This window comes from Clostridium aestuarii, assembly GCF_026735135.1.
Taxonomy (GTDB): domain Bacteria; phylum Bacillota; class Clostridia; order Clostridiales; family Clostridiaceae; genus Clostridium_H; species Clostridium_H aestuarii.
On the sequence record NZ_JAPQER010000007.1, the window covers coordinates 132,579 to 151,107 of the forward strand.

Sequence of the window (18,529 nt, forward strand, 5' to 3'; positions counted from 1 at the left end):
CCAAATAAATTTTATAAAAAATCTGTAAAAATAAAATAAGATTTTTAAATGTTAATAATAACTCTTTTGATTATACAGTATAAGTTTGTTATTAACAAAATTATTGTTTTACTTGAAGTTAAGCAATAAAACCTGTCCAGTTTTTGAAAGATGTTTAATATCTTATAAAAACTGGACAGGTTTATGCTGTTATTTATGTCCTTCTTCTGGTACAATGCAAATGAATTCTAGGTCTGTATTGCTAATATTCATAAATTGATGTGTTTTCCCTGCTGGTACATATGCAAATGATCCAGATTCTATAGAATTATCTTTTCCATCAAGATGAAGAGTCCCATTGCCGCTAATAATATAATTTATATGAGGCCAGGGATGATCATGTTTTGGAGTGAAACCGCCTGGTTTTAGTTTGAATGATCTCATTACATAACCTTCCCATCCTTCTTTAGGAGAAATAAGCACTTTCATAAATGCATTTTTAACACCAACATTATCAATTTCAATTTCTTCCACCATAGATTTATGTGAAACTATCATGAAATAACCTCCTCGTTTAATGTAATTGTGGTAATATTTGTATTATACACATTAATTATATCATTAAATAAAAAGCTATCAAAGTGATTATTAACATTACTTTACATAATTGTAATAAGATTAAGAATAAATAAGTTGATTTAATCTATAATGCTTAGATATTTAGGGGATTTTTTTATTGGTTAAAATATGTTATTTTGTTATAATGAGGGTTGAAATGATATAATTTGATGTAGAGTGCTGTTGTGTAATTTAAAGAAAGTGTGAATTTAATCAAGTAAAGGCTATTTATATAATTCCTAGCCATAAATATTTTGACAATTGGAGCCAATAGTGATATAAATTAATTAGTTATACGACTGACGGAAGTGGAATTAACCACATGAAGTATAGCAAGTATGAGCCGACCGTCTGGGCAAAGAGTCCAGATAGTAGGCTCTTTTTTTATACTAAAAGGAGTGTATCAAGATGAAAGAATTAGAATTAAAGTATGGATGTAATCCAAATCAAAAACCATCAAGAATTTATGCAAAAGATGGAAAACTACCAATCAAGATATTAAATGGAAATCCAGGATATATCAATCTTTTAGATGCGCTTAATAGTTGGCAATTAGTAAAAGAATTAAAAGGAGCTACAGGCTTAGCCTCCGCTGCGTCATTTAAACACGTAAGCCCTGCAGGAGCAGCTAGTGCGATTCCATTAGATGAAACGTTGAAAAAGATATACTTTGTAGAAGGTGTGGAATTATCAGATATTGCTATTGCTTATGTTAGAGCTAGAGGAGCTGATAGAATGTCTTCTTATGGAGATTTCGTAGCTTTATCCGATGAGTGTGATGAACAAACCGCAACATTCTTACTGCGTGAAGTTTCTGATGGTATTATTGCCCCATCTTATTCAAAAGAAGCATTAGATATTTTAAAAAAGAAACGTAAAGGGACATATGTTGTCATTCAAATGGACGAGAATTATGAACCAAGAGAATTGGAAACAAAAGATTTATACGGAATTACATTTGAACAGAGAAGAAATGATATAAAGATAACGGAAGATGTATTCACAAATATACCTACAAAGAATAAATTAATTCCACAAAATGTGAAAAGAGATTTAACGATAGCTTTGATTACCTTAAAATATACCCAATCTAATTCTGTTTGTTATGTTAAAGACGGACAAGCGATTGGTATAGGAGCAGGTCAGCAATCAAGAATTCATTGTACAAGGTTAGCAGGAAATAAAGCAGATAAATGGTATTTAAGGCAACATTATAAGGTTTTAAATTTACCATTTAAAGATAATTTAAAAAGAGCTGACAGGGACAATGCAATAGATATTTATATATCTAATGATTATATGGATATTTTAGCTGATGGAATATGGGAGAATACTTTTATAAAAAAACCAGATCTTTTGACAAGTTATGAAAAGATAGAATGGCTAAAAAATTTGAATGGGGTAGCACTAGGTTCAGATGCATTTTTCCCCTTTGGAGATAATATTGAAAGAGCAAAAAAAAGTGGTGTTGATTATATTGCACAACCAGGAGGTTCAATAAGAGATGATAATGTAATTGAAATATGTGATAAATACAATATTGCTATGGCATTTACAGGAATTCGTCTTTTTCAACATTAATTTATAAAGAGTTTGAACATAATCTTTAGTTACTATTAGGTCATATTTTCTTAAATGATGATATGAAATTATTCAAGCTATTAAGACGTAATAGCAAAATTATACGAATTAGAAAGTAGGTTTAAGATGGTAGGAAAATATAAGGTAATAACTCTTTGTGGTAGTACAAAGTTTAAAGAGGAAGTTCTACAAGTACAGAAAGATTTATCGTTGAAAGGGAATATAGTAATTTCAGTTGGATTATTTGGACATAGTTAGTATTTAATTTGTTTCGAAACATTTTTGTATGTGGATTTGGATCTACAGGAGTTTAAAATATATAAAAGAGTAATAATTCTAGTATATTAATAGGCAATCTAAAAATAAGCTACTCTTTCATTATAAATAATATTAATCCAGTTAAAATAGCACTAATAGGTGCAATCCAACCATAGTTGGAATCATGAATTAATGGAATTAGGGAAGAAAAAATAGTTATAATACATAGAAACACCTCTTTTATAAGTAGTATACTTGTTATATATAACCAATATACACTATTTATATTAATTTTAAAATATTTACACAAATACAAACAACACAACAAACATAAATGTTTACATATATGTTTGTTGTGTTGTTTGTATATTAATTTATAAACTATCAACTGCTTATATCAGCTTGCTGATATGGCATGTCAACTTCATATGTCGTTTAGACATATGAACGTCAACTAATGTATGCGTTATCTAAGGTTTAAATTGGAATAATATTAAAATATTGTTGAAAATTTATTAAAGTGGTATTATAATTAAAATTAATTCTTAGGGAGGGGTGAAATTCCCCATCGGCGGTAAATATGCAATTAGCATATAAGCCCGCGAGCGTTTGTTATATATTAACAAAGTCAGCAGATTTGGTTAAAATCCAAAGCCGACGGTAAAGTCCGGATGAGAGAGAATGAAATAATTCGTTATACGATTGTTTGTTATTGTACAAACTTATTCTTTTGCGTGTATATTTCTATTTATACATTTCTATCTCTCATCATAACGCCTAATGAAAATATCATTTTAGGAGGGTTTATGATGAATCAATCACTACTATCAAATTTTATTAAATTCCATGAAAGAGTTCAAAGAGCTTTAGAAAACTTATGTATTACTAGTATAGATAATAGGGTATGACTTTATTGAGGTCATTTTACTTTTATACTTTAAAATAATACATAAAAAGGAGCTTATAAATATGGAACAATATTATCTTGGATTTGATGCTGGAACTCAAAGTGTTAAAGTTGCAGTTTATGATGAAAATATGACATGTGTGGCAAAGGCTGTTAATAAGACAACAATAGATTTTCCTCAGCCAGGTTGGGTTAATATGGATGCTGATGAATACTTTGAACTTACTAAAAAAGGTATGCATGATTGTGCAAATCAATTAAAAAAGAAAAATATATCAACCAAGTTGATTAAATCAATAATGGGGGATGGAATTATATGTGGTATTGTTGGCGTTGATGAAGAGGGAAAAGCAATAACTCCATATATAAACTATTTAGATTCCAGAACTCAGAGTGATGTTGATTATATTAATAATTTAGATTTATCAATATGGGGAGAGGAAACAGGTAATCCTGAAGCGAGCTGCATGTTCCCAGCTATGCATGCAAGATGGTTTTTATCTAATGATGAAAATTTTAGAGAAAAAGGATCAAAGTTTATGCATAATGCACCTTATATCCTTTCTAGGCTAGCTGGTCTTACTAGCAAAGATGCTTTTGTAGACTGGGGAACTATGTCTGGTTGGGGATTAGGATATCATGTCCATGAAAAGAAATGGTCAGATAGACAATTGGAGATTTTAGGAATAGATAAGAAGTATTTACCTAAGATTGTAAAACCATGGGATATAATTGGAACGTTATCTGAAGATATAGCAAAAGAAGTTGGTTTTGAAGCAGGAATACCAATATGTGCAGGTGCTGGAGATACAATGCAATCACTTCTTGGAAGTGGAGTTTCTGAAAGTGGCAAAGCAGTAGATGTTGCAGGCACATGTGCAATGTTTTGTGTTTCTACAGATGGTATTATTGCAGAATTAAGTAAAAAGGGTAATGACTTAATATTTAATTCAGGAACATTAGAAGGTACTTATTTCTATTGGGGTTTCGTTAGAACAGGAGGATTATCTTTACGATGGTTCAAAGATAATATTTGCAAAAATGAAGATGATAAATATTATGAAGTATTAAGCGAAAAAGCAAAAAATGTACAACCTGGTTGTAATGGTGTACTTTTTTTACCATATCTAACTGGAGGATATGGAGAGTATTCTAACATTAAAGCAGGTTTTTTAAATATGGACTTAGACACAGATCGCTATGTCTTATGGAGAGCAGTTTTGGAAGCAATAGGTTATGACTATTTAGAAGTAATAAATACATATAGGAATAAAGGTATTAATATAGATAGAATTACAATTACAGAGGGCGGAAGTAGAGATAACTTATGGAATCAAATTAAAGCGGATATGATGAATAGTGAAGCTATAACATTGGAGACATCAGGTGGAGCAGTTGTTACAAATTGTATAATAGGAGCTTATGCAGTAGGAGCTGTTAGTGATTTGAAAGAAGCTTTAAGCAGTAATATAAAGATTACTAATAAGTATATTCCTAACTCAACTAATACTAGTATTTATAAAAAACAATACCAGGTTAAAAATGATATTTTGGATATACTGAAGAAAATATAAAACTGTATGAATTTGCATGAGTCTTAGATTACATAGATACATCCAATTTTCTCAAATATAAGCAGCACCACAAACATAAATGTAAACATATATGTTTGTGGTGTTGTTTGTATGTTAACTGATAGTAATATGTTTTTATTTAGTTAATAAGTTTTAATATGGTATAATTGAACATGCATTATTAGTATGCAATTTAAAGAAATTGTGTCATAAAAAAGTATAGTAATTATAACGAAATAGTAAGAAAGTGTAAAATAAAAATAATTTATAGTTTATTAACGAATTGTGTATATATGTAAATGGAGGAATGATGTTATGGGTGAATTATCAGCCATTCCTAATATTGGGAAGGTAGTTGAGCAGCAATTAAATGAAGTTGGAATAAAAACTGCAAAACAATTAATAGAGATTGGAAGTAAGCAAGCTTGGTTGAAAATAAAATGTATTGATGACTCTGCTTGCATAAATAGGTTATATGCTTTGGAAGGTGCAGTTGAGGGTATTAGATGGCGTAATCTTTCAGAAAAAGTAAAAGGCGAGTTAAAAGAGTTTTATAATACTTTTAAATAATTGTATGATTGGGAGGAATAAAATGTTTGAATCAAGATGTGGCGTATGCTGTAATAGTTGTGAACGTAAGGAAAAAGTAAATTGTAGTGGGTGTCTCAATATGTCAGCTCCTTTTTGGGGAGGAAGCTGTAGTGTAAAAACTTGCTGTGAAGAGAAAGGATATAACCATTGTGGAGAATGTGACATATTTCCATGTGATGTATTAAGCAATATGGGAGTAGAGGAAGGCTACGACCCGTTACCGAAAATCGAACAATGCAAAAAATGGATGAAAGAAAGCTTATGAACAAGGTCGCACTCTTCTTGATAAATCCGGATGCAAAAGGTTAAAAATCAAGAAAGTAGTTAAGTCACAACAGCAAAATTATGCGAACTTGAAATGAGTTTTGATAATATTTTTAATTATGAGTGAAAAAATTCATGGGATATTTTCCCCATGAATATTAATTTGGAGGCAATAACGATGGATAAAAAAATAAAAATGAGATACCCATTATATCTTAAAGAATTTAAGTGTATAGGGGGTAGCTGTGAAGATAACTGTTGTATTGGTTGGGATATAGATATTGATAAAACTACATTCAGACAGTATTTTAAAGTTAAAGACAAAGAGATGAAGAGAATGTTTCAAAAAAATGTTCATAACAATAATTATTATTGTAGTGCTGATGTAGATTATGGAAAAGTTAAATTGAAAGCTGGGAAAAGATGCCCATTTTTAGATGAAAACAATTATTGTATAATTTATTCTAAGTTAGGAGAACAATATCTTTCAAATGTTTGTACCGCATTCCCTAGAATTACTAATAAAATTGATGGATATTATGAAATGTCTCTTGATATAGCTTGTCCAGAAGCTGCAAAGATTATTTTATTAAAAAAAGATGGAATTAAGTTCAAAGAAAGTGAAGAAACTTTAGGCAAACACATTCTATCAAGTAATATTGATACTAAATCTAAAGAATTTAATAAATCACCTATAAAGTACATAACAAAAATTAGAGATTTCAGCATTAAAATAATAAAAAACAGAAAACTTGATTTAAGTGAAAGGCTTTTTATATTAGGTAATTTCTTAGAAGAATTACAAAAGAAGATAAATTATAATTTTAAGGAAGTAAATAAATTCATTAATGAATATAATATAAATTCCACTAATGATTTTCATGAAAAATACACATTAAATTATGATGTTCAAGTATCTTTTTTTAAGAAAATAATAGATGATTTAGATGTCTTTAAGGAGGTTGATAGTACTTCTTTTCAACAATATACTAAAGAACTTATAGCTGGATTTAATTTCAATGAAACGAAAGATATAAATAAATGTTCAAAGGTTTATAAAAAGGGATTTGAGTGTTATTTTGAAGAATTTATAAATAATAATAGTTATATTTTTGAGAATTACTTAGTTAACTTTATGTATAAGAATTTATTTCCTTTTTCAGAAACAGAATCAGTATTTGACGGATATATTATGCTTTTAATAAGATTTTCATTTATTAGATTTTATTTGATTGGTATATTTTTATTTAATAAGCAAGTTTCTATTGATAATGTTGTTAGATTCATGCAAGTATTTTCAAAAACTATAGAACATCACAAAACGTTCTTAGTTGATGTTTTGAATGATATAAAGAAAAAGGGATCTGATAATATGAAGTTTGCTAAAACAATTTTATAATATGAATTTCTTTTAGTATGATTCAATTAGAATCATACTGTTTTTTATATTTAAGGATTAATATGGTATAATTGGAAATGGTTTATTGGTAAAAGATTGAAAAAATAATTGTTATTAAGCATTTATTATATGTATTTTAGTGGGGGGTGTGTTGATGGAACAAGAAGTAAAGAGGAATTTTAAAAAGGAAAAATTGATGTATTCAGTATTTTTAATAGCAATGATAGGTTTATATATAATTAATATAGAAATAACTATTCAAATTGGATTAATTTTATATTGGATATTGTACTTTGGTAATTTAATAATTTTCAAAAAACTTCATAGAATTGAATTGATACTTTTAATAGGAATTATTTCATCAAGTGTTATAATGAATAAGTTTGAAATAGATTATAAAATAAGTATTATATTAGCTTATTATTTTGCAATACTTGTTGTTATTTATATTTGGAAAGATATTTCAAAATATAAATGGAAGAAAACTTTATCCAGTATATTAATAGTTTCTTTAGTTACTTGCATTAATGTTTACATAAGTAAAAATAGATTGATAAAAGATAGCCAATTGCAAAGATGTGTAGAAGATGCACTTGTAGAGAACTGGTGTGATGGAGGAATAACGCTGGAAAATTTACGGGAAATAAGGTTTATGCACATTTGGACAGCACGTAATTTAATTAATTTAGAAGGAATAGAGCAATTAAAAAATTTGGAACAAATTAATATTAGAGGTGAAAAATTTGAAAATTTGAATCTTATAGCGTCGTTACCTAAAGTTACGAAAATATCTTTTCATGGTGATACGGTGAAAGATTTATTAAATATAGGACAAATGAATTCAGTAGAAAAATTGGATATAACACAAGAAAAAATAGATGAAAATTTTAATATGGATAATTTCCCTAATTTAAAACAATTATCTACATGTAACATAAATTTTAAAGATTTTTCTACTATTAAAAATTTAAAACATCTTAATCAGCTTGGGGTGGATGATTGTGAAATTGGAAGTTTAGATGGTATAGAAGATTTGATAAATCTGAAGAAATTATATCTTTACAATGTAAACATAAAAAATATTAATCATATTGAGAAATTAAAATCTTTAGAAAAAATTTTTTTACATGAGGTTGATGATAAGACTATACAAGAGTTGAAAGGTTTGCCTAATGTTACTATATGGTAGATTTAACGGGGGATTTTCATATGAAATATAGTTATTTTATTCCAATATATATAATTTTTACTTTATATTTAATAATAAGTAGAGTGAAGAAAATAAAAAGAGAAGATAGAGCAATTGCAATAGCCTTAAGAGAGTGTGATTACATAATTCTTTTTTCAGGATTTGGTTGGTTATTATTAGCAGTTATTTCTTTTAGCTGGTTTAGAGAAGATTTTAAACAAGCTAATTGGTTATTAGTACCTAAATATATAAGCAATTGGAGAAAGTTGTTTTTCAATTATGATTATTTAACAAATTTGGCAAATATGTTTGATAATAATAATAAGCTGTATTCAGAAGCTAGCACGCTTAATGCCTATATAGGGGTTGGATTAAATGAGTTTTATAATGGAATAACACAAGCCTTAGTAGGTGTTAATTGGTTAATTGGAAGCTTTGATAATGTGAGTATATGTAAAGAAGGTATATATACTAAGGATGGTCATTATAAATGGAAGAACATAAGATCTTATGAATGGGGAAAATTTGAAAGCAAACAACGCAGACAAGAACATTTAGAATATTATTCTCTAGAGATTGAAGTACATAGACCTATAATAAAAAAAGTATTTAGATATGATGAATTTAAGGAAATTAACATGAAAATAAGTGCTGAGGACAAAAAAAAGGTTGAAGAGTTTTTAAAAGAAAATTTGCAGGAAGATTGCATCCAAATGCAGTAAAACAAGCATTAATTAAATTATATCAAATATGTTACAATTAAATACCTGGAGGAATAAAATGGTTAACACATATAATGAATATTTTAATAAATTAAAAGCTTACGAAGATTTAATTAAAAAACAAAACAATTCAATAAATATTATAGGATATTTCAGACTTTTTACTTTCGTAATCGGTTTAAGTGTTACAGTTTATACTTTTATTATTAAAAGTTATATCATAAGCATAAGTATTTTTATTGTTTCACTGGGAATTTTTATTTATTTAATTATTAAACATGATGAAAAAATTAACAAAAGGAAGTATTCAATAGCATTAAAAGAAATAAATGAAAAAGCGTTAAAGAGATTAAATGGAGAATGGAAAAACTTCGAGGATGACGGAAGTGAATTTAAAGATAAACAACATAATTACTCGGATGATTTAGATATATTTGGTAAATATTCATTATTTCAGTGGATCAATAGTACTAAAACATTTATGGGAAGAGAAATATTAAAAAATAGATTGATTTATCCATTAAGTACTTCTATTGATATAAAGATTACACAACAATCATTGCATGAATTGGCTATAAACTTAGAATGGAGACAGCAATTTGAGGCCGAAGGTATGCTTATATCCAATCAAAGTATTGATCCAAAAGAGTTATATACATGGGGTAAAGATAGAAATGAATTATATACTAAGCCATGGCTTATTTTATTTGTTAGACTATTGCCATGTTTTACATTAATATTAATCACGTTAGCTTATTTTACTTCTTTAATAGATTTTAAATTACCTTGTTTTATGATATTTTTTCAGATAGTAACTTTGCTTATTGGTGCGAAAAAGAGAAGTGGTACATTTAATAGTATTTATAAATACAAAGATAATATAATTGTATATCTTAGATTGTTAAGTTTAATTACAGATAAAGATTTTAAAAGTGATTATTTAAGACATTTAAAAAGTAATTTAGTGACCAATGAAGATAAAGGTGCGGTAACAGCAATAAAAAAATTGTCTACTATGTATGATAAAATATCCAATAGACAGAACGCAATTTTTATAATATTCAATATATTATTCTTATGGGATTATCAATGTATGATAGCGTTTGAAAAATGGAGAATTAATTCAGGTGAAAACTTGAAAAAGTGGTTTGATGTTATAGGTCAATTTGAGGCACTAAGTAGTATTTCAAATATTATTTATGACAATCCACAATGGGCTGTACCTTTAATTTCAGAGGAAAACTTTGTATTAAAAGCCAAGAGAGTAGGTCACCCACTTTTAGGTGATAAAAAAATATGTAATAATATTAAAATTAATAATGATAAAAATATTTTATTAATAACAGGCTCAAATATGTCTGGTAAGAGTACATTTCTAAGGACAATAGGTATAAATTTAATATTAAGTTATATTGGTGCTTCAGTATGTGCAGAAACATTTGAATGTTCACTAATGAAGATTTTTACTTGTATGCGAACAAGTGATAACTTAGAAAATAATATATCTTCTTTTTATGCTGAAATATTAAGAATAAAAATGATTGTTGAAAATGTGAGAACGGATAAAAAAGTATTTTTCCTACTAGATGAATTATTTAAGGGGACCAATTCTATTGATAGACATGCTGGAGCAACAGCGTTAATAAAACAGTTAGGTGAACAAGGGGCATCAGGACTCATTTCTACTCATGACCTGGAATTGTGCAATTTAGAGTATGAGTATTCTAGAATTAAAAATTATCATTTTCAAGAGTATTATGCAAATAATAAATTGAAATTTGACTATAAACTTCGAGAAGGAGCATCAACCACCAAGAATGCTTTGTATTTAATTAAGTTGATTGGTATCGATATAAAATAATTATCTAAAAAATCTTAAATAACGTTAATTAAACAATATTCTTAAATGATGATATAAAAAAGCTCTCCTGTTTTTTTACACTTCTTAGCATTTGACAATACTTACAGAATATAAGAAGTTAGGAATTTTAAAGTGAAAATTCTTAGCTTCTTTTTGTTTTCTAAATAATGATAGTAAATTAGTTAGAACTAAGCAGCAGTAATTCTATTTTGGTTTAATATGGTATAATTGGAAATGAGTTATTGTTGAACAATTTAAAGATAATGAGAAGCAAATCTAAAAAATTAAGAGGTGGGATATGTATTATAATAAAAAAATCTTAATAATTCAGTTGATTAATTATAGTCTAATGATATTATGTGGAATTATTGGTGTGTCAATGAGGATTTCAAATAATAGATATAGATCAATAATCATAGCTTTTTTAGGATTTAATCAGTTAATAGGGGCTTATAATTATTATAAATTAAAAAGAAAAGGTTTGTTTAGTATAGGGAGGATTTCCGGTATGGTTATACTTATATTGTCTATATTACTTTTTTTTAAGTAATATTATTTATAAATAACAGTTTAAAAAGCTGATATTAAAAGAAGCTGTCATATTTTTGTAATATTGCTCAGCATTTTTATTTGTTTTCTATTTTAAATCTTTTAGCACACTCATTAAACAGAAGAATTGTTTTAACTTGTACATATATTGTATATATAAATAGACCTAATAATAGAATAATACTTAAAGGTGGTAGTAATATAAAAATTCCTGCTAGTGATAAAAGAACTACTAGGGTTATATTCATTTGCCATAATTTTTTACTTTTATCTTTTATATCAAATTCTCCTTTAGTTTCTGCTATTTCTACTGTGCCCATAAACATATCAAATATCATCATAAGATCAAGTATAGCTAAAACAGCATCTAAAGTTAATGTCAATACTTTTGGTACATCTAATCCCATATGAAACACTATAGATTTATGAAAAAAGTTAAATAAAGCTATAGGTATAATACATAGTGTAAAATACATTGATTTTTTAAAGTGAAGATTTTCTTTCTTTAATTTTGCAAAAGCTATAAAAAATAAAATATAACCTAAAAAGAAAAAGCTACATAAAATTTTAAAATCATATTTTGTAACATATTTTGCAACTGGATATGAAATAGTTGAAATTATAGTTCCAGCTATTAATAACTTAAAAGCTTTTTCATACATAATGATTTCCTCTCTTGAATATTTCAAATGTATTGTTAAAATATTATACAATTATACCAAAATATGTACAAAGATGCTAGACAATTATTAGAAATAAATGTGGAGGAAATAACATATGAGTAAAAAAATATATATAATTCTTTTTATAAGTATAATTCTATTTATTTTTATAAAACATAACCCCAAATTTAGAGCTAAAATATATACATTAAAAACATCAATGCAAATTGAACATGTGAATCTTAAAAATAAAATAGATTTTAAACGTTTATCTGCTTATCAAACTATAAAAATTAAAGATTTTTTAATATATAAAAAAGGAACTCACAGTATTTATAAATCAAATTTAAATGGAGATAATGAAAAATTAATTTATAATTCAAAAGATGCAAGAGGTTCTATGTTTATAAGTGATATATATGTATGTGATAAATGGATTATATTGAGTGATTATTCAGGAATTTTAAGAATAAATCTTAGTACTAATAAGAAAGATTGGCTTTTTAATGATTTAGTATTTGATGTTAAAGTTAAAGGAAATTGGATTTATTTTATATATCCGATTGATAGTAGTAGATTATATAAGATTGACATAAATGCTGATAATTTAACCAGATTAAGTAGTAACAAATGGATTTCTGGTAAATATACGCTTAAACCATATTTTTAATATAATAAGGCTTGTATAAATTTATAATTTTTATAGATAACCATTTAAAAATTACATGATTAGGGAATTAGTTAAGACACAACATCCAAAAAGTGTGAATTAATGTTTATATAGAGAAAAATAGTAAAGATATTATTTACTAATGATAAATCATAATCGTATAAAATTATGAATTTTATAGTTGAAATATAATTAAAGGAGGTTTTTTAATGGGTATACTTATTAACATTGTTATCCAATTATTTTTTATTGCAATTATTATACAACGTTTAAGGCGTATAAAAGAAATAATAATACCAATAAGAAAAAAATATATACAAATTATTATCGCATTGATTGTTTTTATATCAATCACATATTTTTATGCAAATACTTGGATTAATTATGTAACGGGAATATTAGCCATTCTTATGTTTGTAAGTATGTGGCTTGCGCAAGGAATTATATCAAAAGGTTTCATATCAATGTATAAATGTAAAGAGATTATATCATGGAATGAAATTGAAAAAGTCATGGTAATTAGTTCAAAGGATATAAAGGTTAAAGTATCAGAGGGTTTTATGCAGCAAATATTTTATTTTAAAAAGAGTGATTACGATAAAGTTATTACTATTCTAAAAGAAAATTTACCTAAACAAGCAAAGTTACAAACAATCCTCAATAAATAAAGGTATACATAATAGCCAAATTATACGCAGCAATTTAAAAGCAAAAACTTAAATAACATTCTATTTGGAGGTTAAAATGAAGATAATTATATGTTGTTATTTCTTATAGTTTTATTAAACTGATTTATTTTTATATTTTTAAAACTTTAAAGGGGTGGTGGATACAATTAATGAAAGATGAACAATTTAAATATATGAATGAAGCTAAAAAGGTTTTTAGATATAGATTTATTATTCAAACAAATTTTATAATTTTATTTTTGATACCTTATCCTATTTCTGCGATGATATATAATAATACAAATGAAATAAACATAGCTATGGCAGCACTTATAAGTATAATTATATTTGATTTTATTTTTACATGGACTCTAAACTTTATATTTTGGAGATGTCCAAAATGTAAAACTCATTTTAGTATGAGAGGAATGGACAGGATAAGTCATTGTCCTTACTGTGGAGTAAAATTAAGATGAAAATTTATCCTAGAAGATTAGAAGATGAATCTATAGCTTATGAGGAAATATTAAAGCTTAGAGCTGTAGTAGAGAAATTTGATACTGAATATTTAGGGCTGTTTTTATTGGTTAAAATATGTTGTTTTGATATAATAAGGGTTAATGTGATTTTATATTGAGTGGTGTTGAATAATTTAAAGACAGTATGACTTAAAAATTAAATAATTATAAATGTAATAATGGAGGATTTATGAGAAAAGGAGCAAGATGGACGAAAATAAAAAAGCAATTGAAAACATTTATTTGTACTAAATTAAAGGATAGAGTAGATTTTATTATAGCTGTTTATAGAAAAGCACATGATCAAACGGGTAGAATATGTATAACTGTGGATGGAAAAGAAGTGTTTAGTATGTGTACTATAACAGCAGAAATAGAAGATTATAAAACTTATAGAAAATTAAGAGATGAATTTAATGAGAGTAAAGAAAACAGAGATATTTGGGAGATATCACAACAAGAAATAAACACGAGAGGAATATTTGGAGAATATGAATTTTATAAAATGTTGGAAGAGTACTTCGATAGTGACGTGTCACATTGTTTAAATTCTACTAATATATTGTTGAATATTTTCGGATTGCTAGATAGACGAATTGGTAAACGAAGTCTAAAAAAGTTTTCAGAAGTTGTAAAAGATAAGAATGAGATTGTTCAATATTTCTTCAATTTAAGGTGTAATGTGGAAGAAATGAATTTTAATAATGATAGTGGCAATTAGTTAAATCATCACAAAATTGGGAATTGATTATAGATTTTTTTGTTTCCTCAACTAATTTCTATGATTCAATAAGACTATTTAAAATCATTCCAATAACCACGAATATTATTCCTATTAAGCCAATAAATGTTGGAATTTTATCATGAAATATAAATACTCCTCCTAATAGTGTAAATATTACTTCACCAGACTGTGTTGATTCTACAACCGCTAACTTATGTGTATCACTGCTTACTATATCAGTTGCTTTAAAAAATAGTATTGTAGCAATAATTCCTGAGAAAACAGCAACTATTAAGGACTGAATTATTTGTTCTTTACTTGGTAGACCAACAGATAATACGCCAGAAATTGATACGATTATCCAAAATGGCATACTACATAGTGTCATACCAAATACTCTTTGAAACGTATTAAATCTATTACCACAAACTTCTATCATTTTACGGTTACCAAGTGGATAAGCAAATGAGGCTAAAAAAACAGGCACAATTCCTGAAAATGTTTTTAAACCAGAGATAGACTTTGCTTCTTCAAACTGCATTAAAAATACACCTAATAAAATTATTGAAGACATTAGCAAACATTTTTTGGGAATTTTATTTCTTACTTTACAAATTCCATTTTTAGTCTCTATACTTTTGAAAAATAATGGAGACATAAGTGCACCAGCAACTATAGTTACCTGCCAAGTTCCGGCAACTAACCATGAGGCACCATATGCTGAAGCAAAACTCAAAGGAGCATAAAATAATCCAAAACCTATTGTACTCCAAGTAATCCATTGAATAGGTTTTTTTATTATATCATTTAATACGTCAAATAATTGATTTTTTATAATCATGATAATAAATAAAATTGGTAACATAAAAATATATCTCAGGGATGAACTCCAGAGCCAACTACCACCAGAAATATTCATTTGTTGATTAAGTATAAAAGTAAATGAAAAAAAGAATGATGATGCTATTCCTAATATAAGTGCTTTCGTCATTTCGAACCTCCTTGTATGTTATATTGTATATATGTATGCTATATTATACAATATATAATTTACATAATCAATAAAATATTATAAAATAATATATGGTATAACATACAAAATCCTATAAATAAAAGGAGTTAAGTGATGAAAAATTTGAATTTAATTATAGGTAATAAATTAAAAGATATACGGAATAAAAGAAACTTAAGTTTAGATGAAGTGGCTAAGTTAACTAGTGTTAGTAAAGCAATGTTAGGTCAAATAGAAAGGGGACAGTCAAACCCAACAGTTTCTACACTATGGAAAATTGCAACTGGCTTAAAAGTATCTTTTTCATTATTTATTGATGAAAATCAAGATGATTTGAAGGTAATATATCAAAACGATATTAGTCCAATAATAGAAGATAATAATAGAATGAGGCTATATCCAATATTTCCCTTTGATACGAATAAGGGATTTGAAATATTTACCATAGAATTAGAACCAGGCTGTAACCATATATCTACTCCTCATAATGATGGTGTTGAAGAATACATTATAGTTACCGAAGGTCAAATTGAGATAAATATAAATGATGAAAAATTTATATTACAAAAAGGGAATTCTATTAGATTTATGGCTAATAAGCCGCATACATATACGAATATAAATCAAGATAGATCAGTATTCCAAAATATAATACTTTATTTTAAATAATATAATTAATACATAATCTTCTAAAATCACGATGTAAAAGATTAAAAATTAAAGAAGTATATTCAGTAGAGAATAAAATTATACTTATAAACCATTCTAAAGAAAATGTGTAGTAAGAAGATATAATGTGTTAATACGAAATTGTAAAAAAAGCGAAAAGGAGAAATTAATAATGAAAGCAGAAGAAATGTGGATGAAATATATTAACAAATATCCTAATAATAAGAATAAACCATATGAAGCATGGTATTTTGGTAATAATGAAAAACTGGCTAATGAATTGGCAGAGCTTGTAGTAGATGGAAAAAAGACTGCAACAACATCTGGATTATGTTTTTATGAATTAGATAACGAAGAATTACCTAAAGAAGGTGGTTTCAATATTATTTTAGATTGGGATAATAATGCTAAATGTATTACTAAAACTACAAAGGTTTATATTGTACCTTTTAATAAAGTAACAAAAGAACATGCTTTTAAAGAAGGCGAAGGAGATAAGACATTATCCTATTGGAGAGAAGTTCATATAGAAGTTTTCAAACAAGAATTGAGAGAATATGAAAAAGAATTTAATGAAAATATGATAGTCGTATGTGAAGAATTTGAAGTAGTATGGAAATAACAATCAATTAGAAACATATAACATTCATAAATACCGGTGTAAAAAACCTAATAATTATGGGAAGTGTTAGGTCGTAACATAAGAAAAGTGCGTCGCACTTTTCTTATAATTGAGAATTGAGAATTGAAAGTTGATAATGAATGATGTTTTACTAACGCAAAACTACAATTTTAAGCAGCAAAGCTGCTACGTATATTGCAACTTGCTGCAATTACGGATTAGAATTAAGCTTTGCTTAATTCTTTCCTTCACTTTCCACTCTCCATTCTCCATTCTCCATTCTCCATTCTCAATTCTAAAAATATTGTTTCACAATATTTTTAAATAATGTCATAATTACAAATCATAATATACCATATTGTACTTGGGTTTTCTTATATTTATAGTTTTTCAATTTCTTTAATTAGTTCTTCTACTAAATTTTTTTCTTTAACCTTTTTTATTACTTGGCCTTTTTTAAATATTAACCCTTCACCATTGCCTCCTGCAATACCAATATCTGCTTCTCTAGCTTCTCCAGGACCATTAACTATACACCCCATTATAGCTACCTTAATATTCTTTTGACACTTTGATAATCTTTTTTCTACTTCTTCAGCTATTTTTATAAGATTTATTTGTGTTCTACCACATGTAGGACAGGATACAAATTTAATACCTTCTTCTATATAACCTAAAGATTTAAGAATTTCACGACCTACCTTAATTTCATCCAATACATCCCCAGTAAGTGAAACTCTTATAGTAGCTCCAATACCCTCTGATAAAAGAGTTCCTATACCTATGCTAGATTTTATAGTTCCACTCCATAAAGTTCCTGCTTCTGTAACGCCTATATGAAGTGGATAATTTACTTTTTCAGAAATTAATCTGCAACTTTTTATCATATACATTACATCAGAAGATTTTATAGAAATGCATATATCATAAAAGTTTAAACTTTCTAATATTCTTACATGTTTTAAAGCACTTTCAACCAATGCTTCCGGGCAAACTTTTGTATATTTTTCTAAAATATCTTTTTCTAAAGAACCCGAATTTACTCCAATTCTAATAGGTATACTTCTATTTTTTGCAGCTTCGACTACCATTTTTATTCTATCTAAGTTTCCAATATTGCCTGGGTTTATCCTTAATGCATCAACTCCACTTTCTATAGATTTAAGTGCTAATTTATAATCAAAATGTACATCTGCTACTAGAGGAATATGAATTTGTCTTATTATATTCTTCAAAGCTTCTGCTGATGCTATATTAGGTACAGCACATCTTATAATGTCACAACCTGCTTTTTCTAAGTCAAGGATTTGATTTACAGTAGCATCTACATCTCTAGTATCTGTATTAGTCATAGATTGCACAGTAATGTTTGAATCTCCACCTACATATATATTTCCTAACTTTATTTTTTTTGTGATTTTCCTATTCATTAATCTAATCTCCTTTATTTTTTATATTCTGTTGAACTTATGTATAGTATAGTAAAGGATAT

20 protein-coding genes and 2 riboswitches are annotated in these 18,529 nt (G+C 26.8%); of the genes, 16 read left to right on the plus strand and 4 right to left on the minus strand.

Features of this window, described 5'->3' with window-relative positions:
* Positions 1–189: 189 nt before the first annotated feature.
* Complete coding sequence (locus OW763_RS14395; protein WP_268041909.1) at positions 190–537, minus strand: cupin domain-containing protein; 348 nt, start codon at positions 535–537, stop codon at positions 190–192.
* 345 nt (positions 538–882) lie between these two features.
* A riboswitch (ZMP/ZTP riboswitch) is annotated at positions 883–961 on the plus strand.
* A gap of 44 nt (positions 962–1,005) precedes the next feature.
* On the opposite strand from OW763_RS14395, the gene OW763_RS14400 reads away from it, so the two are divergent.
* The 9 genes from OW763_RS14400 to OW763_RS14440 all read left to right on the plus strand — a co-directional run bounded on the left by OW763_RS14400 (position 1,006) and on the right by OW763_RS14440 (position 10,943).
* Positions 1,006–2,178 (plus strand): phosphoribosylaminoimidazolecarboxamide formyltransferase, encoded by a 1,173-nt coding sequence (locus OW763_RS14400; protein WP_268041911.1) that lies wholly within the window; start codon positions 1,006–1,008, stop codon positions 2,176–2,178.
* A 126-nt stretch (positions 2,179–2,304) separates the two neighbouring features.
* The gene (locus tag OW763_RS14405; protein WP_268041913.1) at positions 2,305–2,436 is read left to right on the plus strand and encodes a hypothetical protein; all 132 of its coding nucleotides are present in this window, start codon (positions 2,305–2,307) and stop codon (positions 2,434–2,436) included.
* 537 nt (positions 2,437–2,973) lie between these two features.
* Positions 2,974–3,123: riboswitch (FMN riboswitch) on the plus strand.
* Between the two features lie 282 nt (positions 3,124–3,405).
* Complete coding sequence (locus tag OW763_RS14410; protein WP_268041915.1) at positions 3,406–4,917, plus strand: FGGY-family carbohydrate kinase; 1,512 nt, start codon at positions 3,406–3,408, stop codon at positions 4,915–4,917.
* Positions 4,918–5,232: 315 nt separating this feature from the next.
* Complete coding sequence (locus OW763_RS14415; RefSeq protein ID WP_268041917.1) at positions 5,233–5,487, plus strand: TfoX/Sxy family protein; 255 nt, start codon at positions 5,233–5,235, stop codon at positions 5,485–5,487.
* Between the two features lie 22 nt (positions 5,488–5,509).
* Positions 5,510–5,773 carry a DUF3795 domain-containing protein gene (locus OW763_RS14420; protein ID WP_268041919.1) on the plus strand — a complete coding sequence of 88 codons (264 nt, stop codon included), beginning with the start codon at positions 5,510–5,512 and terminating at the stop codon, positions 5,771–5,773.
* A gap of 177 nt (positions 5,774–5,950) precedes the next feature.
* Positions 5,951–7,171: a flagellin lysine-N-methylase gene (gene fliB / locus OW763_RS14425; RefSeq protein WP_268041921.1), complete on the plus strand. Its 1,221-nt coding sequence runs from the start codon at positions 5,951–5,953 to the stop codon at positions 7,169–7,171.
* 154 nt (positions 7,172–7,325) lie between these two features.
* Positions 7,326–8,360 (plus strand): leucine-rich repeat domain-containing protein, encoded by a 1,035-nt coding sequence (locus OW763_RS14430; RefSeq protein WP_268041923.1) that lies wholly within the window; start codon positions 7,326–7,328, stop codon positions 8,358–8,360.
* A 20-nt stretch (positions 8,361–8,380) separates the two neighbouring features.
* Positions 8,381–9,082 carry a hypothetical protein gene (locus OW763_RS14435; protein ID WP_268041924.1) on the plus strand — a complete coding sequence of 234 codons (702 nt, stop codon included), beginning with the start codon at positions 8,381–8,383 and terminating at the stop codon, positions 9,080–9,082.
* A 58-nt stretch (positions 9,083–9,140) separates the two neighbouring features.
* Positions 9,141–10,943 carry a MutS family DNA mismatch repair protein gene (locus tag OW763_RS14440; RefSeq protein WP_268041926.1) on the plus strand — a complete coding sequence of 601 codons (1,803 nt, stop codon included), beginning with the start codon at positions 9,141–9,143 and terminating at the stop codon, positions 10,941–10,943.
* A 626-nt stretch (positions 10,944–11,569) separates the two neighbouring features.
* Here the strand turns inward: OW763_RS14440 and OW763_RS14445 are convergent.
* Positions 11,570–12,154: a hypothetical protein gene (locus OW763_RS14445; protein ID WP_268041928.1), complete on the minus strand. Its 585-nt coding sequence runs from the start codon at positions 12,152–12,154 to the stop codon at positions 11,570–11,572.
* A gap of 115 nt (positions 12,155–12,269) precedes the next feature.
* On the opposite strand from OW763_RS14445, the gene OW763_RS14450 reads away from it, so the two are divergent.
* The 5 genes from OW763_RS14450 to OW763_RS14470 all read left to right on the plus strand — a co-directional run bounded on the left by OW763_RS14450 (position 12,270) and on the right by OW763_RS14470 (position 14,731).
* Entirely contained in the window at positions 12,270–12,824 is a 555-nt protein-coding gene (locus OW763_RS14450) for a DUF5050 domain-containing protein (RefSeq protein ID WP_268041930.1), read from the plus strand.
* A 209-nt stretch (positions 12,825–13,033) separates the two neighbouring features.
* Positions 13,034–13,492, plus strand: a complete 459-nt coding sequence (locus tag OW763_RS14455; RefSeq protein ID WP_268041932.1) for a hypothetical protein — start codon at positions 13,034–13,036, stop codon at positions 13,490–13,492.
* A gap of 170 nt (positions 13,493–13,662) precedes the next feature.
* Positions 13,663–13,968, plus strand: a complete 306-nt coding sequence (locus OW763_RS14460) for a hypothetical protein (protein WP_268041934.1) — start codon at positions 13,663–13,665, stop codon at positions 13,966–13,968.
* Complete coding sequence (locus tag OW763_RS14465; RefSeq protein ID WP_268041936.1) at positions 13,965–14,129, plus strand: hypothetical protein; 165 nt, start codon at positions 13,965–13,967, stop codon at positions 14,127–14,129. Before OW763_RS14460 ends, OW763_RS14465 begins: the two co-directional genes overlap by 4 nt.
* A gap of 71 nt (positions 14,130–14,200) precedes the next feature.
* Positions 14,201–14,731, plus strand: a complete 531-nt coding sequence (locus tag OW763_RS14470) for an SF0329 family protein (RefSeq protein ID WP_268041938.1) — start codon at positions 14,201–14,203, stop codon at positions 14,729–14,731.
* Positions 14,732–14,789: 58 nt separating this feature from the next.
* On the opposite strand, the gene OW763_RS14475 is transcribed toward OW763_RS14470, so the two are convergent.
* Positions 14,790–15,725, minus strand: a complete 936-nt coding sequence (locus OW763_RS14475) for a DMT family transporter (RefSeq protein ID WP_268041940.1) — start codon at positions 15,723–15,725, stop codon at positions 14,790–14,792.
* A gap of 135 nt (positions 15,726–15,860) precedes the next feature.
* Between OW763_RS14475 and OW763_RS14480 the strand changes: the two genes are divergently transcribed.
* Together OW763_RS14480 and OW763_RS14485 are read left to right on the plus strand one after the other, a co-directional pair.
* Complete coding sequence (locus OW763_RS14480) at positions 15,861–16,415, plus strand: helix-turn-helix domain-containing protein (protein ID WP_268041942.1); 555 nt, start codon at positions 15,861–15,863, stop codon at positions 16,413–16,415.
* Between the two features lie 172 nt (positions 16,416–16,587).
* Positions 16,588–17,037 carry an ASCH domain-containing protein gene (locus OW763_RS14485; protein WP_268041944.1) on the plus strand — a complete coding sequence of 150 codons (450 nt, stop codon included), beginning with the start codon at positions 16,588–16,590 and terminating at the stop codon, positions 17,035–17,037.
* A gap of 380 nt (positions 17,038–17,417) precedes the next feature.
* Here the strand turns inward: OW763_RS14485 and ispG are convergent, their stop codons facing one another.
* Positions 17,418–18,467 carry a flavodoxin-dependent (E)-4-hydroxy-3-methylbut-2-enyl-diphosphate synthase gene (gene ispG / locus OW763_RS14490; RefSeq protein WP_268041946.1) on the minus strand — a complete coding sequence of 350 codons (1,050 nt, stop codon included), beginning with the start codon at positions 18,465–18,467 and terminating at the stop codon, positions 17,418–17,420.
* Positions 18,468–18,529 lie beyond the last annotated feature (62 nt).

What these genes read in the sequence shown, in the direction of transcription:
- OW763_RS14395 (WP_268041909.1), bottom strand. Translation starts at nt 537, where the DNA reads ATGATAGTTTCACATAAATCTATGGTGGAAGAAATTGAAATTGATAAT.
- OW763_RS14400 (WP_268041911.1), top strand. Translation starts at nt 1,006, where the DNA reads ATGAAAGAATTAGAATTAAAGTATGGATGTAATCCAAATCAAAAACCA.
- OW763_RS14405 (WP_268041913.1), top strand. Translation starts at nt 2,305, where the DNA reads ATGGTAGGAAAATATAAGGTAATAACTCTTTGTGGTAGTACAAAGTTT.
- OW763_RS14410 (WP_268041915.1), top strand. Translation starts at nt 3,406, where the DNA reads ATGGAACAATATTATCTTGGATTTGATGCTGGAACTCAAAGTGTTAAA.
- OW763_RS14415 (WP_268041917.1), top strand. Translation starts at nt 5,233, where the DNA reads ATGGGTGAATTATCAGCCATTCCTAATATTGGGAAGGTAGTTGAGCAG.
- OW763_RS14420 (WP_268041919.1), top strand. Translation starts at nt 5,510, where the DNA reads ATGTTTGAATCAAGATGTGGCGTATGCTGTAATAGTTGTGAACGTAAG.
- fliB (WP_268041921.1), top strand. Translation starts at nt 5,951, where the DNA reads ATGGATAAAAAAATAAAAATGAGATACCCATTATATCTTAAAGAATTT.
- OW763_RS14430 (WP_268041923.1), top strand. Translation starts at nt 7,326, where the DNA reads ATGGAACAAGAAGTAAAGAGGAATTTTAAAAAGGAAAAATTGATGTAT.
- OW763_RS14435 (WP_268041924.1), top strand. Translation starts at nt 8,381, where the DNA reads ATGAAATATAGTTATTTTATTCCAATATATATAATTTTTACTTTATAT.
- OW763_RS14440 (WP_268041926.1), top strand. Translation starts at nt 9,141, where the DNA reads ATGGTTAACACATATAATGAATATTTTAATAAATTAAAAGCTTACGAA.
- OW763_RS14445 (WP_268041928.1), bottom strand. Translation starts at nt 12,154, where the DNA reads ATGTATGAAAAAGCTTTTAAGTTATTAATAGCTGGAACTATAATTTCA.
- OW763_RS14450 (WP_268041930.1), top strand. Translation starts at nt 12,270, where the DNA reads ATGAGTAAAAAAATATATATAATTCTTTTTATAAGTATAATTCTATTT.
- OW763_RS14455 (WP_268041932.1), top strand. Translation starts at nt 13,034, where the DNA reads ATGGGTATACTTATTAACATTGTTATCCAATTATTTTTTATTGCAATT.
- OW763_RS14460 (WP_268041934.1), top strand. Translation starts at nt 13,663, where the DNA reads ATGAAAGATGAACAATTTAAATATATGAATGAAGCTAAAAAGGTTTTT.
- OW763_RS14465 (WP_268041936.1), top strand. Translation starts at nt 13,965, where the DNA reads ATGAAAATTTATCCTAGAAGATTAGAAGATGAATCTATAGCTTATGAG.
- OW763_RS14470 (WP_268041938.1), top strand. Translation starts at nt 14,201, where the DNA reads ATGAGAAAAGGAGCAAGATGGACGAAAATAAAAAAGCAATTGAAAACA.
- OW763_RS14475 (WP_268041940.1), bottom strand. Translation starts at nt 15,725, where the DNA reads ATGACGAAAGCACTTATATTAGGAATAGCATCATCATTCTTTTTTTCA.
- OW763_RS14480 (WP_268041942.1), top strand. Translation starts at nt 15,861, where the DNA reads ATGAAAAATTTGAATTTAATTATAGGTAATAAATTAAAAGATATACGG.
- OW763_RS14485 (WP_268041944.1), top strand. Translation starts at nt 16,588, where the DNA reads ATGAAAGCAGAAGAAATGTGGATGAAATATATTAACAAATATCCTAAT.
- ispG (WP_268041946.1), bottom strand. Translation starts at nt 18,467, where the DNA reads ATGAATAGGAAAATCACAAAAAAAATAAAGTTAGGAAATATATATGTA.